This is a genomic window from Cellulomonas biazotea (assembly GCF_004306155.1).
Taxonomy (GTDB): Bacteria; Actinomycetota; Actinomycetes; order Actinomycetales; family Cellulomonadaceae; genus Cellulomonas; species Cellulomonas biazotea.
Window position 1 is genome coordinate 35660 of the sequence record NZ_BIMR01000059.1, and the last position, 14320, is coordinate 49979.

A 14320-nucleotide genomic window follows, 5' to 3' on the forward strand; every position below is an offset into this window, starting at 1 on the left:
ACCACCATGGACTGGACACGCATCCTCACGCTCGTCGTCGCCGAGTTCTTCGCGCCGACGACCGCCGCCTACGCCCTCGCGGCGATCGGCCTCAACATCCACTTCGGGCTCACGGGCCTGCTCAACATGGGCCAGGCGGGCTTCATGCTCCTCGGCGCCTACGGCTTCGCCATCTCGACCATCGCGGGCTGGCCCCTGTGGGCCGCCGTGCTCGTCGCCATCGCGGCGGCCACGGTGTTCGCGCTGATCCTCGGCATCCCGACCCTCAAGCTGCGCGGCGACTACCTCGCGATCGTCACGATCGCGGCGGCGGAGATCGTCCGGCTCGTCGGGCGCTCCACGACGTTCACCGACCTCACGGGCGCCTCGAGCGGCCTGCGCGGCAACCAGTACAAGGGCAGCTTCCAGGACGCGTCACCGTTCCCCGACGGGACGTGGGCGCTCGGGCCGTTCGAGTACGCCGTCAACGCGTCGAACAGCTGGTGGGTCCGCCTCGTCGGCTGGGCCGTCGTCGCCCTCGCCTGCCTGCTCGTCTGGCTGCTCATCCGCTCGCCGTGGGGCCGCGTCCTCAAGGGCATCCGGGAGGACGAGGACGCCGTGCGCTCGCTCGGCAAGAACGTCTACTCCTACAAGATGCAGTCGCTCGTCCTGGGCGGTGCGATCGGCGCCGTCGCGGGCATCCTCTACGTCCTGCCACGGGCCGTGCAGCCCGACTCGATGGGGCGCTCCATGACGTTCTTCGTCTGGACGATCCTGCTGCTCGGCGGCGCCGCGACGGTCTTCGGACCGGTGCTCGGCTCGATCATCTTCTGGGCCGTCCTGGCGCTCGTGAAGCTCACGATGCGCGAGACGATCCCGACGACGGTCCTGCGCAGCGAGCAGATCGAGCAGTTCGGCTGGATCATCGTCGGCGTCGCCCTGATGCTGCTGATCATCTTCCGGCCACAAGGCATCCTCGGAGACAAGAAGGAGCTCGCGATCCATGCCCACTGAGCCCACTTCTGCGACCGTCGACCACCGGGCCGCCGTCGAGGCCGCGCTGCGGGACGTCGAGCACGTCCCCGGCGCCGCCAAGCCGGACCCGATCCTCGTCGCCGACGACGTGCGCCGTCACTTCGGCGGCGTCAACGCGGTCGACGTCGACCACCTCGAGGTGCAGCGCGGCGCCATCACCGCGCTCATCGGCCCGAACGGCGCCGGCAAGACGACGCTGTTCAACCTGCTCACCGGCTTCGACAAGCCCAGCAGCGGGCGCTGGACGTTCGAGGGGCGCACGCTCGGCGGGGTCCCCGCCGCCCGCGTCGCCCGCGCCGGCATGGTGCGCACGTTCCAGCTCACCAAGGCGCTCAACCGCATGACCGTCATCGAGAACATGCGTCTCGGTGCGGTCAGCCAGCCCGGCGAGAACCTGCTCACCGCGCTCGTGCCGCCGCTGTGGCGCCGGCGCGAGGAGGAGATCACCGCCCAGGCCGAGGAGCTGCTCGCGCGGTTCAAGCTCGACACCAAGCGGGACGACTTCGCGGGCAGCCTGTCGGGCGGTCAGCGCAAGCTGCTCGAGATGGCGCGGGCCCTCATGGCGACGCCGACGATGATCATGCTCGACGAGCCCATGGCCGGCGTGAACCCCGCGCTCACCCAGTCGCTGCTGGGGCACATCCAGGCGCTGCGCGACGACGGCACCACGGTGCTGTTCGTGGAGCACGACATGCACATGGTCCGGCACATCTCCGACTGGGTCGTCGTCATGACCGAGGGCCGCATCGTCGCCGAGGGGCCGCCCGAGTCCGTCATGGGCAACCCCGCCGTGATCGACGCGTACCTCGGTGCGCACCACGACACGGACCTGGGCGACGACGCGCTGCTCGACGAGGCGGCGCTCGAGGACGTCGCGCCGGACCAGGACGCGGCCGGCCGGCCCGGCACCGAGGAGGGGACCCGATGAGCGACGCGATGGACGCCGTCACGCGCGACGACCACGAGGCCGCACCGACTGCGACGGCCGTCACCACCGGGGACCGCGCCGCCCTGCACCGGGGCGCACCCCAGGGTGAGCCGCTGCTCGAGGCCACCGACCTCGTCGCCGGGTACCTGCCGGGCGTCGACATCCTCAACGGCTGCAACCTCGTCCTGCACCCGGGCGAGCTCGTCGGCATCATCGGCCCGAACGGCGCCGGGAAGTCGACGCTGCTCAAGTCGCTGTTCGGGCTCGTGCCCGTCCGGTCCGGCACGGTCACGCTCGGCGGGGAGGCGATCACCAACCTGCGGGCCGACCACCTGGTCCAGCGCGGGGTCGGCTTCGTCCCGCAGACGAACAACGTGTTCCCCTCGCTCACCATCGAGGAGAACCTGCAGATGGGCGCCTTCCAGGCTCCCAAGCGGTACGCCGAGCGGTTCGCGTTCGTCGCGGACCTCTTCCCGACGCTCGCCGAGCGGCGCCGCCAGCGGGCGGGGTCCCTGTCGGGCGGCGAGCGGCAGATGGTCGCCATGGCGCGCGCGCTCATGATGGAGCCGTCCGTGCTGCTGCTCGACGAGCCGTCCGCCGGCCTGTCGCCGGTGAAGCAGGACGAGACGTTCCTGCGGACCCGGCGGATCAACAAGGCCGGGGTGTCGGTCGTCATCGTCGAGCAGAACGCCCGGCGTGCCCTGCAGATCTGCGACCGCGGCTACGTCCTCGACCAGGGCCGCAACGCCTACTCGGGGCCGGGCCGCGAGCTCATGCACGACCCGAAGGTCATCGAGCTGTACCTCGGGACCCTGGCGGCGGACGTCGAGAGCGCCGCGAAGAAGGACGAGCCCGAGGCGTCCTGAGCGGCTCGCCGGGGGCGGTGGACGGACGACCGGTCCGCCCACCGCCCCCGCCCTTCATGCAGCGTCACGCGCCCCCGTCGCGCGTCACAGGCCGTAGCGCGACTTGAGGTGCCGCCACCAGTCGCGGAACATCCACGCGTCGAAGTCCGTGATCGCGGCCGACGACCCGGCGAGCATGACGAACCGCGACACGCCGGTCGGCGTCCAGTCGTAGAAGTCGTCGAGGCCGAACGTGTGCCCGATCTCGTGCTGCAGGATCGTCACGTCGGCGTTGTCGAGCGCCCCGAGGAAGTACTCGGTGCCCATCCGCTGCCCCCAGTCGCCGCCCGCTCCCCCGCCGAAACCGTCGGTCAGCCAGAACGACTGGTCGTAGTGCCGAGCCGCACCGCCCGGGTAGCTCCCGTCCTGGTGGAAGAACCGCCCGAGCGACTCGGGGCACTGCGGCGCGTTCTCGCGGATGTCACCGACGTAGACGTCGACCGAGCTGTCCGACCACTGCAGCAGCGACCGGTCGCGGACCGCCCACCCGACGACCCGGATGTCGACCTCCTGGTACGGCCAGCCGTTCCAGCGTGTGCCGTCGGGCTGGAGCATGCGCGCGAACCACTTGCGGTACTGGGCCTCGTACTGCGCGTGGATCTTGTCCCGCTGGGCCGCCGTGACGGTCCTGGTGGAGTCCCAGCGGACGCACACGTTGAGGTAGCCGCCGTTGGCCATCACCTGGTCCCAGCCGTAGTTGCGGAAGCCGTAGAGGTTGCCGTTGTTGTACGTCTGCTCCTGGTGGCGCCAGACCTCGTCGAGCGCCGGAGCCAGGGCCGCGGGCGGGTTCCAGACGGGTGCGGTCGTGGGCGACGGCGTCGGCGTGGGAGTCGGCGTGGGTGTCGGGGTCGGCGTCCGGGTGGCGGTCGGCGTCGGGGTGGGGGTGCGCGTGACGGTCGGCGTCGGGGTGGGCGTCGTCGTGGACGTGGGCGTCGGCGTGGGCTGGCCGACGACGGTGCAGGCCACGCCGTTGAGACGCAGGTCGGTCGGCGCGGGCGTCCGGCCGACGTGGGTCGCGTTGAAGCCGACCGACCACGTCTCGCCGGTGGCCAGGCGCTGCTTCCAGCCGGGTGCCCTCGCCCGGACCTGGGTGCCGGTCGTCGCGAGGTCGGCGTTCCAGCCCTGGACGAGGTACTCGCCCGCGGTGAAGGTCCACGTGAGCTCCCAGCCGTCGACGGGGGCGTCGACGGTGAAGGCGACGTTGCCGGTGAAGCCCGTGTTCCAGGACGCGGTGACGGTGTAGGTCGCGGTGCAGCCGGCCGCGGCGGACGCCGGGGCGCTCGGCACGGCGACGAGGGTGGCCGCGAGCCCGGCCGTGAGGGCCGCGGCGGTGGCAGCGACGCGTCGAACGGGGCGGGTCGCGGCGGGTCCCGTGCCGGCCGGACGGGAGCGGGCGGAGCGGGGGCGGCGCACCCGGGACGTGCGGGTGCGGGCGGACGGGTCGGAGGTCATGGCGCTCCAGACGTCGGACGGCGGCGGGCTGTGCCGCGGGGACCGGGAAGCGGCACACGCTAGTGACGTCGAAGCGCTTCCGAGCCCCCCTGAAGCCTTTCAGGTCAGCGTTTCGGCGACCCGCGCCGGGCGTCAGGCGTCGCTCGTGGCCGCCGGTGCGTCGGTCCGTCCGGGCTCGACGTCGACCGGACCGTGCGGCGCCCCCGTGATACCTAGCTCGTCCACGAGGAACAGGAAGGCCTTGCCGTACGGGTGGTCGCGGACGTCCTCGCGGACGCGGTCCCAGTCGATCTGCTCGCGCAGCGCCCGGACGATCGCGAGGAGCCGCCCGAAGTCGCACGCGTGCTCGCCCAGCACCCGCATCTTGGCCGACACGATGTCGGTCGCCGCGAGGACGGGCATCCGCACCGCGAGCACCTCGAGCTCGTCGCTGCGGGCCAGCAGCTCGCGCGTCACCGGCTCCCCCACCATGCGGAACAGGACGTCGACGAGCTGACCGTGGTGGAAGGCCTTGAACAGCCAGTTCTCCGCCGGCTGCTCGACCTGCAGGCCCGCTGCGGCGATCGCGGCCTTCGCCCGCTCGACGTCTTCCTCCGGCACCGCGAAGTCCGCGTCGTGGCTCGGCTCGGGCGCGCCGCGCGCCCACGACGCGTAGCCGCCCACGAGCGCGAACGGGATCTGGGCATCGGTCAGCGCCACCGCGACGAGCCGCAGCCCGTCCTGCAGAGCCGTGCGGTCGTCGGGGGGATTCTCCAGGGCGCCCTGCACCGTCATCGGGCCAATCTCTCACCCCGCCGCGCACACCCGCAGGTCGGCGACGAGAATCGCCAGGGTGCGCGTCGCGACCTTCAACATCCTGCACGGCCGCTCGACCGTCGACGGCGAGGTGCGGCTCGACCGGTTCGCGGACGCCGTGCGCGACCTCGACGCCGACGTCCTGGCCCTCCAGGAGGTGGACCGGGACCAGCCGCGGTCGCACGGTGCCGACCTCACCGTGATCGCGGCCGACGTCATGGACGCCCCGCACCATCGGTTCGCCGCGATCCTGCACGGCGAGCCGGGCCTGTGGACCGCCGTCACGGGCGACCAGCAGCCCGCGGCCGCGAGCTACGGCATCGCGCTGCTCAGCCGGTACCCCGTGCGCGAGTGGCGCGTCCTGCAGCTCCCGACGCTGCGCCGCCGCGCGCCCGTGCGGTGGCCCGGCACGCGCTGGCCCACGCTCGTGCGCGACGAGCCCCGGGCCGCACTGGCCGCCGTCGTCGAGGCACCCGAGGGGCTCGTCACGGTCGTCGGGACGCACCTGACGTTCATCCCCGGGTGGAACGTGCGACAGCTGCGGCACCTCGTCGCGCAGACGCGCACGCTCCCCCGGCCGCTCGTGCTCATGGGCGACCTGAACCTCGAGGGCGACCGGCCCCAGCGGGCGACCGGACTGCGGCCCGTCGTCGTCGCCGACACCTACCCCGTCGCGCACCCCGAGCGGCAGCTCGACCACGTGCTCGTCGACGGCGCGCTGCACCCGGTCCGCCCCGGCCGCGCGGTCGACACCGGGCTGTCCGACCACCGCGCGCTCGTCGTCGACCTCACGACGCTCTGACGACCGGACGCGGTTACCGGCCGCCGGACACGCCGACGGGGCCGGTGCCTGAGCACCGACCCCGTCGACCCTGTCATCGATCCGTGGGGATCAGCCGACCTCGCCGAACTCCGACTTCGTGAAGGAGTACATGTTGGCGCCGTCGAACGTGTAGACGCCGATGTACGCCGACGACGGGTCGTTGTCCGCGTTGAACGGACCCGCACCCGACTGCCCCTCGTAGTCGATGTCCTTGTCGTCCTCGAGCAGCGCCACGCAGTCCGCGAACGTGTCGCACTTCTCGCCGCCGTCGGCACCGGAGACGGCCGCCATGTTGGCCTGGATGGTCTCACCGTCCGTGGCACCGCCCTTGACGGCCGCGAGGGCCGCCAGGATCGTCGCGTCGTACGCCTCGGCCGCGTAGGAGAAGTCCTGCAGCGAGTCGTTGACCTCGAGCAGGCGCGCCTGGAAGTCCTCCGTCGGGAAGGCACCCGGGAGCGTGCCCTGCGCACCCTCGAGCAGACCGGCCTGGAACTCCTCGCCGAACTGCGTGAGGTTGCCGTCGACGAAGTAGACCTTCGACATGTCGAAGCCCTGCGTCGCGAGCTCGTTGACGATGAGCGGCGTCTGCGTCGTGAAGGCGATGATCGCCAGCGCGTCCGGCTGGGCGGCGAGCGCGTCGCTCACGATCGTCGTGTAGTTCGTCTCGTTCGGGTCGAACTCCTGGCCCTCCGTGCCGTAGACGAGCGACAGGCCGTTCGTCTCGACGACGGACTGCACGACGTTGCGCAGCGAGATGCCGTAGTCGTCGTTGAAGACGATGACACCGGGCTTCTGCGAGCCGTCACCGAGGATGAGGTTGGCGAGCGCCGAACCCTGCACCGTGTCCGGCGGGGCCGTCCGGAAGTAGAAGTCCGAGTAGCCCGAGAGGTCCGTCGCGGTGTTCGCCGGCGAGATCTGGACGATGTTCGCGCCCGTGATGTCGTCGATGACGTTGCGGGTCACGGAGGACGACGCCGCACCGATGATGACGGAGACGTCCTGGCTGATGAGGTCCTGCACCGACTGGGTCGCGACCTCGGCGTGCTCCGCGTCCGAGGAGTCCGTGTGGATGGCCTCGACGTCCGAGCCGAGGACACCGCCCGCCTCGTTGATCTCGTCGACCGCGAGGTCGACGCCGGCGATCTCGGGGGGACCGAGCTGGGCGAGCGAGCCCGTCTGCGGCAGGAGCGTGCCGATCTTCAGCGCGCCGGCCTCCGACGTCGTGGTCTCCTCGTCGCCGGACTCTCCCCCGCTGCTGCACGCGGCGAGGACGAGCGCGGCGGCACCGGCCAGGGCTGCTGCCCGAAAGGCGTGTGTCGAACGAATCATGCGTGGTACCCCTCTGTGAGTACACCGATCCGCAGGCCCCGGGTCAGGGCCTCACGATGTGGCGCGAAGGTACTCATTCTTTGTGTCCGCCATGTGAATGCGAACATCTCACCGCGTGTTGTTGCCGAGTTGTGACAAAGCGGGAGGCCGGTCGAACTGGACGTCCGACCGGCCTCGTGACCAGCGCTCTCAAGCCCTCCCAGGGCTCAGGAACCGCCTCCGACCTGGTCGATCACCGCGTCGGCGACCTCGCGCATCGTCAGGCGGCGGTCCATGGAGGTCTTCTGGATCCAGCGGAACGACTCCGGCTCCGTCAGGCCCATCTTCGTCATCAGCAGACCCTTGGCACGGTCCACGCGCTTGCGCGTCTCGAACCGCTCCGCCAGGTCCGCGACCTCGGACTCGAGCGCGGAGATCTGCGCGTAGCGGGAGATCGCGATCTCCACCGCCGGCAGCAGGTCGGCGGGGCTGAACGGCTTCACGACGTACGCCATCGCGCCCGCGTCACGCGCGCGCTCCACCAGCTCGGTCTGCGAGAACGCCGTGAGCAGCACGACCGGCGCGAGGTGTGCCTTGCCGATCCGCTCCGCCGCGGAGATGCCGTCGAGCACGGGCATCTTCACGTCCATGACGACGACGTCCGGCTTGAGCTCCGTGGCCAGCGCGACCGCCTGCTCGCCGTCGCCGGCCTCGCCGACCACGTCGAACCCGGCGTCGCGCAGCGTCTCGACGACGTCCATGCGGATGAGCGCCTCGTCCTCGGCGACGACCGCGCGCCTGGCCGGACGCGCCGCGGGAGCGGCCTCCGTCGGCTCCTCCGCCGGGGCGGTGGTCGGCAGGTCGAGGTCCGGCGTCGCCTCGGTGGGCTCGGGGGTTGCGTCCTTGGTCACGGGCACAGCGTAGTCGCCGCAGGCCGTCGCAACGCTGCAGGGTTCCTGTGTGACGTGCGCCGCTCGCCGTGCACGGGGTCCCGTCCCGCCCGTGAGCAGGCGCGTCCGTGGCGTCGCCCGGCTGACTATCCTGGCCGCCTGGCCCCGATAGCCCAACCGGCAGAGGCGTTCGGCTCAAACCCGATCCAGTGTGGGTTCGAATCCCACTCGGGGCACCCAGCTCGTCCAGGTCAGCGAATCTCGGCCGGCCTGGAACGTGGCCGCATTCGCGACCGCTGCTCTCAGGAGCGCGTCTCGCAGACGACGCCCGTGCACTGGGGCTCGGTGCCGTTGCGGTAGGCGACGTTGCCGCCCAGGTCGGTCGCGAGCGGTGCGTAGATCCCGTAGCCCGTGTTCCCGATCGCGACCGTGTCCTTCAGGCTCGCCGGGTGGGTCAGGTAGACGGCGTCGCCGTTGCGCCGGAACGTGTTGCCCTCCATCGCGACGAACGGGACGCCCGGGGTGATCTGGTCGGGATCCGAGGCCACCGCGACCCGGTTGCCGACGAACGTGTTCCCCACCAGGTGCTTCGGCGTCGTCGCGCTCACCGCGAGGTCGTTGTCGACGAACCTGTTGTGCAGGATCTCGTCGGCGTCGAGCGAGAAGTCCGAGCCGATGACGATGCCGTTGCGGGCGAACGTGTTGCCCTCGAAGAAGGCACCCACGCCGTCGTAGTTGTCGTAGACGATCCTGCTGCCGGTCACCACGGAGTCGGTGAGACGGAGCCGGGTCTCGCTGCCGGTGAAGGTCTGCTCGTTGTCGACGAAGCGAGACCGGGCGATCGTGATGAGCCTGTTGCTCGATGCCGCGAACCTGTTGCGGAGGAACGTGGAGTCGGAGATCGTCGCGCTCGCGTAGAACGTCGAGATCGCGTGCTCGTTGTCGACGAACCGCGATCGGCGGACGTCGACGTCTGCACCAAAGCTGCTGAGCAGCGCGAAGACGTTTCCGCGGAACACGACGTCCTCGACGACGACTCGCCTGATCGTGCAGTCGCGGGTGCGGGGCGGGTGCACGGGCGGACACGCACGCACGCCGGCCTTCCTGCGGTCTGGCTCTACCCGGCTTCCGCACGGGCGGAGGGGTCGTCGCCGAGGCGTTCGCTGCACCGTGACGGAGGGATGCACGACCGGTGTGCTTATCCATCTTTAGTCACCGATCGAGTGATAACGTCGAGGCGTGTCGAAGGATGGCGGGCAAGAGCGGGCGCACGGCGGCCCCACCCCGGGTGCGGGGCGGTCGGCCGCCGCGACGCCGACGGCCGACCCCGCTCCCCTGTGGCCGGCCGTCGGGTGGGAGGAGCACCCGTGGCGGTCGAGCCTGCCGCCCGAGCTGCTGTCGCGGTCGGCACGCGCCGAGATGTCGTCCCCCTACCGTGCCGCGGTGCCGCCCCGGATCGCGGACCTCGACGTGCGGCTGCCGCGCGCGACGGCGGCGGCCGCGGAGGAGGCGTCGGTCGTCGTCCGGGACTTCGACGTCGAGCTGGGGCGGGACGTCGCACCGTTCGCGGCGATCCTCCTGCGGTCGGAGTCGGCGTCGTCGTCGCAGATCGAGAACCTCACGTCGGGGGCCAAGCAGGTCGCGCTCGCCGAGCTCGGGGAAGACGCGAAGCGCAACGCCGCGCTCATCGTCGGGAACGTGCACGCGATGCAGGCGGCCGTCGAGCTGTCGGAGCGGCTGGACGCGGCGTCGGTCCTGGCGATGCACCGGGCGCTCGTCGAGGCCGCGGAGCCGGAGATCGCCGGTCGGTGGCGCACGCAGCAGGTGTGGATCGGCGGGGGCGGGTACTCCCCGCACCGGGCGGCGTTCGTGCCGCCGCACGCCGACCGGGTGCCGGCCGCGATCGACGACCTCGTGGCGTTCATGGCGCGCGACGACGTGCCGGCCCTGCCGCACGCCGCCGTCGCGCACGCGCAGTTCGAGACGGTGCACCCGTTCCCCGACGGCAACGGGAGGACGGGTCGGGCGCTGGTGCACGCGCTGCTGCGGCGGCGCTCGCTCACGCGGTCCGTGACGGTCCCGGTGTCGGCGGGGCTGCTGGTCGACACGCGGGGGTACTTCGACGCCCTGACGGCGTACCGGGAGGGCGACCTGGCGCCGATCGTCGACGCGATGGCGCAGGCGTCGTTCGACGCGGTCGTCAACGGCCGGCACCTCGTGGCCGACCTGCGGGAGGTCCGCGAGCGCTGGGCGGCGTCGGTGCGGGCGCGGTCGGACTCGTCGGTGTGGCCGCTGATCGACCTGGTGCTGCGGCAGCCGGTCGTCAACACGGCGGTCGTGCAGCACGAGCTCGGCGTCTCGCACACCAACGCGATGAAGGCCGTGACGCGTCTGGTCGAGGTGGGCGCGCTGGCTCCGGTCGGCGGTCGGCGGCGCTCGATCCTGTGGGAGTCGTCGCCGGTGCTCGCGGCGCTGGACGCGTTCGCCGCCCGGGCGGGGCGGCGCCGGGTCGGCCTGCCCTGACGTCGCCCGTCTCGCCCGCTGCGGCGTGCAGGGAGGGATGCGTCGTCCCCGTTTCAGGCGTACAACGGATCGCATGTTCGAAGAGGGCCAGCTGTACGCCCCCGTCACCGCGGACGAGGACGGCAAGGCCAGGGTGCATCTCGCGGACGACCACCCGGGTGCGAAGGACGAGGAGTACCGGCGCCGTCGCGACGAGATCGCCGGTCCCGCGCTCGCGTGGAGGCCCGGGGACCCGGTGCCGCGGGTCGAGTACACGGAGTCGGAGAACGCGATCTGGGCGACGGTGTGCCGGGAGCTCGCGCCGAAGCACGAGCGCCTCGCGATCCGCGGGTACCTGGAGGGCAAGGAGGCCCTCGGGCTGCCGACGGACCACGTGCCGCAGCTCGACGAGGTCAGCGCGGCGCTGGAGCCGCTGAGCGGGTTCCGGCTGCACCCGGCCGCGGGGCTCGTCCCGCTCGACGTGTTCTACGGGTCGCTCGCGGACGGGGTGTTCCACTCGACCCAGTACCTGCGCCACCCGTCGCAGCCGCTGTACACGCCGGAGCCGGACATCCTGCACGAGGTCGTCGGGCACGGGAACCTGCTCGCGAACCCCGCGATCGCCGAGGTCAAGCGCCGGGCCGGGGAGGCCGCGCGACGCTGCGAGACGGCTGAGGGGCTGCAGTACGTCGCGGACGTCTTCTGGTTCACGATCGAGTTCGGCGTCATGCACGAGGGTGGCGAGCTGCGCGCGTACGGCGCGGGGCTCCTGTCGTCGTACGGGGAGATCGAGGAGTTCCGCGGGGCCGACATCCGTCCGGTCGACTTCCACCAGATGGCGACGCTGGCGTACGACATCAGCCACTACCAGCCGATCCTGTTCGCGTGCGACGGCATGGGTGAGCTCACCGACCGGGTGGCGGGGTTCTTCGCGGAGTTCGACGACGACACCCCGGCGCGGCTCGCCCGCGGCGCGGCGTAGGTCCCACCCGCCGCGTCAGGCCTCGGGCGGATCCACCTGCACGAGCAGGTGCCGGCGGAAGAAGGCCGCGAGCGCGGCCGTGTCGTGCAGCGGGAGGACGGCGGCGACGTACTGGTCGGGGCGGACGACGACGACGCAGCCGTCGCGGTCGATGCCGCGGGTGTCGAACAGGTCCTCGTCGGGGTGGGTGGCGAAGACCTTCTCGTAGTCGACGAGGTCGTAGGGGCCGGTGCGGGGCAGGAAGAGCGCGGGGACGGCGCCGAGGTCGAGGTCGGTGTGGTGCTGCTGGTAGACGACCTTGACGTCGAGGACGGCGTCGCGCTGGTCGCCGGGGCGGGTGTGGGCGCGGACGGGTGAGTCGGGTGCGGTGTGCATCCAGGTGGCCCAGTCGGTGAGGGCGGAGGGCTGGCCGGCGGCGGGGGTGTCGGCGAAGGCGTAGACGCGCCAGCGGCCGTCGGCGCGGTGCTGGTGGCCGAGGTGCAGGGGGTTGGCGTCGGCGACGCGGACGACGGGTGCGGACTTGAAGCGCTTGCCGAGGGGGAAGCCGGTGGCGAGGTGCTGGTGGGTGGGCTCGGCGACGAGCAGGGACGGCGGGTACTGGGTCATGAAGCCGAAGAGGAACTCGGTGGTGCGGACGTAGAAGTCGGCGAGCTGTCCCGGGTCGAGCTCCTCCGGCTTGCGGGCCATGAGGGAGGACCACTCGCGGTCGAAGTCGATGAGGTTCTGGGCGATGACCTGGCGCTCGGCGGAGTAGGTGGCGAGGAGGGACTCGGGGCTGCGGCCGGTGAGGACGTAGCCGAGCTTCCAGGCGAGGTTGAACCCGTCCTGCATGGAGACGTTCATGCCCTGGCCGGCCTTGGCGCTGTGGGTGTGGCAGGCGTCGCCCTCGATGAAGACGCGGGGGGTGCGGGTGCCGACCTGGTCGAGGGGGACGTCGTCGAAGCGGTCGGTGACGCGGTGCCCGACCTCGTAGACGGAGTGCCAGGCGACGTCCTTCACGTCGAGGGTGTAGGGATGCAGGATCGCGCGGGCGCGGTCGACGATCTGGTCGATCGTGGTGCTGCGGGTGGCGGCGTGGTTGTCGGGTCGGACCTCGCCGAGGTCGACGTACATGCGGAACAGGTGCCCGCCCTCGCGCGGGATGAGCAGGATGCTGCCGCCGGTGCCGGACTGGATGGCGCACTTGAGGCGGATGTCGGGGAAGTCGGTGACGGCGAGGACGTCCATGACGCCCCAGGCGTGGAAGGCGCTGTCGCCCTGGGGGGTGCAGCCGATGGCGTGGCGGACGGCGCTGTGGGCACCGTCGGCTCCGACGACGTACCGGGCGCGGACGGTCTTCTCCTGCCCGGTGTCGGGGCCGTCGGTGCGCACGAGGTGGACGGTGACGGGGTGGCCGTCGGGGTCGGTGTCGGGGTCGAGGCTGAGGTCGCGGAACTCGTAGCCGTAGTCGGGGGCCATGCGGGTGGGGGCGTGGGCCATGTACTCGGCGAAGTAGTCGAGGACGCGGGCCTGGTTGACGATGAGGTGCGGGAACTCGCTGATCCCGGCGGGGTCGTCGGGCGGGCGCTCGCCGCGGACGATGCGGGTGGGGTCGGCGGGGTCGGGGTGCCAGAAGCACATCTCGGTGATGCGGTAGGCCTCCTCGGCGATCCGCCCGGCGAAGCCGAACGCCGCGAACGTCTCGACGCTGCGGGCCTGGATCCCGTCGGCCTGGCCGATGGGCAGGCGTCCGGGCCGGCGGTCGACGATGCGGGTCGTCACGTCGGGGAACTGGGAGAGCTGGGCGGCGGTGATCATGCCGGCGGGTCCGGTGCCCACGACGAGGACGTCGACCTCGTCGGGCAGGTCGTGGGGCCGGTCGAGGCCGACGCCGGCGGCGGGCTGGACGCGGGGGTCGCCGGAGACGTAGCCGTGGTGGTGGAACTGCATCGGTCGACTCCTCGGACGTCGTTGTCGAGGTGCGGTCCTCTCTCGAGCGGATCGTATACGGCCCGGCTACGATGCCGCCGTACGGCCGGTCCCCCGGCCCCGTGCCCGGCAGCGTCGCCGGCGCGGGACGTCCGCGGGGCGCTCCGGCGCACACCCGACGACTACGGACAGGTGGCATCGATGCCCTCGGTCTCCGCGCACGCCGCCGTCACGCTCGCCGCGCACGTCGAGCACGTGTTCGGCGTGATGGGCAACGGCAACGCGTACTTCCTCGACGCGCTCGCGCGGCAGACCGCGGCGACGTTCACCGCGGTGCGGCACGAGTCGGGCGCGGTGGTCGCGGCGGACGCCTACCACCGGTCGTCGGGGCGGCTGGCCGCGGCGACGACGACGTACGGCGCGGGGTTCACGAACACCCTCACGGCGCTGGCGGAGGCGGTGCAGGCGCACGTGCCGCTGGTGCTCGTGGTGGGCGACGAGCCGACGTCGGGACCGCGGCCGTGGGACGTGGACCAGATCGCGATGGCGTCGGCGGTCGGGGCGCGCACGTACACGGTGGGACGCACGGACGCGGCGGCGACGACGCTCATCGCGGTCGAGCACGCCCTGACGTACCGGGTGCCGACGGTGCTGGCGATCCCCTACGACGTCGCGACGCTCGACGCGGGCCCGGTGCCCGATGTGCCCGCACCGCGCCTGCCCGACCCGCTCGCGCCGCGCGGCCCGTTCGCCGAGGCGAGCGTGCGGGACGTGGCCGCGGCCCTGGCGTCGGCGCGGCGGCCGCTGCTGCTC

The 14320-nt window shown here is 72.1% G+C and carries 13 protein-coding genes and 1 tRNA gene; 8 read left to right on the forward strand and 6 right to left on the reverse strand.

The genetic code is table 11. The features are described from left to right. The first annotated feature begins 6 nt into the window (after positions 1–6). From CBZ_RS05270 to CBZ_RS05280, 3 genes are read left to right on the forward strand one after another with little or no spacing between them, the layout of a single operon-like run. Complete coding sequence (locus CBZ_RS05270) at positions 7–993, forward strand: branched-chain amino acid ABC transporter permease (RefSeq protein WP_130780539.1); 987 nt, start codon at positions 7–9, stop codon at positions 991–993. Continuing rightward, positions 983–1942 carry an ABC transporter ATP-binding protein gene (locus CBZ_RS05275; protein WP_130780540.1) on the forward strand — a complete coding sequence of 320 codons (960 nt, stop codon included), beginning with the start codon at positions 983–985 and terminating at the stop codon, positions 1940–1942. The genes CBZ_RS05270 and CBZ_RS05275 overlap by 11 nt, the downstream gene beginning before the upstream one ends. After that, on the forward strand, positions 1939–2808 hold the full coding sequence (locus CBZ_RS05280; RefSeq protein ID WP_246013072.1) for an ABC transporter ATP-binding protein: 870 nt from the start codon (positions 1939–1941) through the stop codon (positions 2806–2808). Before CBZ_RS05275 ends, CBZ_RS05280 begins: the two co-directional genes overlap by 4 nt. A gap of 84 nt (positions 2809–2892) precedes the next feature. Here the strand turns inward: CBZ_RS05280 and CBZ_RS05285 are convergent, their stop codons facing one another. Both CBZ_RS05285 and CBZ_RS05290 read right to left on the reverse strand, forming a co-directional pair. Next, positions 2893–4299 (reverse strand): cellulose-binding domain-containing protein, encoded by a 1407-nt coding sequence (locus CBZ_RS05285; RefSeq protein WP_130780541.1) that lies wholly within the window; start codon positions 4297–4299, stop codon positions 2893–2895. 132 nt (positions 4300–4431) lie between these two features. Then, complete coding sequence (locus tag CBZ_RS05290) at positions 4432–5073, reverse strand: nucleotidyltransferase family protein (protein WP_130780542.1); 642 nt, start codon at positions 5071–5073, stop codon at positions 4432–4434. Positions 5074–5131: 58 nt separating this feature from the next. Between CBZ_RS05290 and CBZ_RS05295 the strand changes: the two genes are divergently transcribed. Next, entirely contained in the window at positions 5132–5896 is a 765-nt protein-coding gene (locus CBZ_RS05295; protein WP_130780543.1) for an endonuclease/exonuclease/phosphatase family protein, read from the forward strand. 90 nt (positions 5897–5986) lie between these two features. Here CBZ_RS05295 and CBZ_RS05300 read toward each other — a convergent pair whose 3' ends face one another. After that, complete coding sequence (locus CBZ_RS05300) at positions 5987–7246, reverse strand: ABC transporter substrate-binding protein (RefSeq protein WP_130780544.1); 1260 nt, start codon at positions 7244–7246, stop codon at positions 5987–5989. Between the two features lie 206 nt (positions 7247–7452). Next, positions 7453–8136 carry an ANTAR domain-containing response regulator gene (locus CBZ_RS05305; protein WP_130780545.1) on the reverse strand — a complete coding sequence of 228 codons (684 nt, stop codon included), beginning with the start codon at positions 8134–8136 and terminating at the stop codon, positions 7453–7455. A gap of 141 nt (positions 8137–8277) precedes the next feature. Between CBZ_RS05305 and CBZ_RS05310 the strand changes: the two genes are divergently transcribed. Continuing rightward, a tRNA-Leu gene (locus CBZ_RS05310) sits at positions 8278–8351 on the forward strand. Between the two features lie 66 nt (positions 8352–8417). Here the strand turns inward: CBZ_RS05310 and CBZ_RS05315 are convergent. Further along, positions 8418–9134: a NosD domain-containing protein gene (locus CBZ_RS05315; RefSeq protein WP_165446663.1), complete on the reverse strand. Its 717-nt coding sequence runs from the start codon at positions 9132–9134 to the stop codon at positions 8418–8420. 220 nt (positions 9135–9354) lie between these two features. On the opposite strand from CBZ_RS05315, the gene CBZ_RS05320 reads away from it, so the two are divergent. Both CBZ_RS05320 and CBZ_RS05325 read left to right on the forward strand, forming a co-directional pair. Next, the gene (locus CBZ_RS05320; protein WP_218022713.1) at positions 9355–10638 is read left to right on the forward strand and encodes a Fic family protein; all 1284 of its coding nucleotides are present in this window, start codon (positions 9355–9357) and stop codon (positions 10636–10638) included. Positions 10639–10711: 73 nt separating this feature from the next. Further along, positions 10712–11599 carry a phenylalanine 4-monooxygenase gene (locus CBZ_RS05325; RefSeq protein WP_130780547.1) on the forward strand — a complete coding sequence of 296 codons (888 nt, stop codon included), beginning with the start codon at positions 10712–10714 and terminating at the stop codon, positions 11597–11599. Positions 11600–11614: 15 nt separating this feature from the next. On the opposite strand, the gene CBZ_RS05330 is transcribed toward CBZ_RS05325, so the two are convergent. Then, positions 11615–13528, reverse strand: coding sequence for an FAD-binding monooxygenase (locus CBZ_RS05330; protein WP_130780548.1), 1914 nt, complete (start codon positions 13526–13528; stop codon positions 11615–11617). A gap of 180 nt (positions 13529–13708) precedes the next feature. On the opposite strand from CBZ_RS05330, the gene CBZ_RS05335 reads away from it, so the two are divergent. Beyond that, the coding region (locus tag CBZ_RS05335; RefSeq protein ID WP_130780549.1) for a thiamine pyrophosphate-binding protein at positions 13709–14320 on the forward strand (612 nt) is incomplete at its 3' end.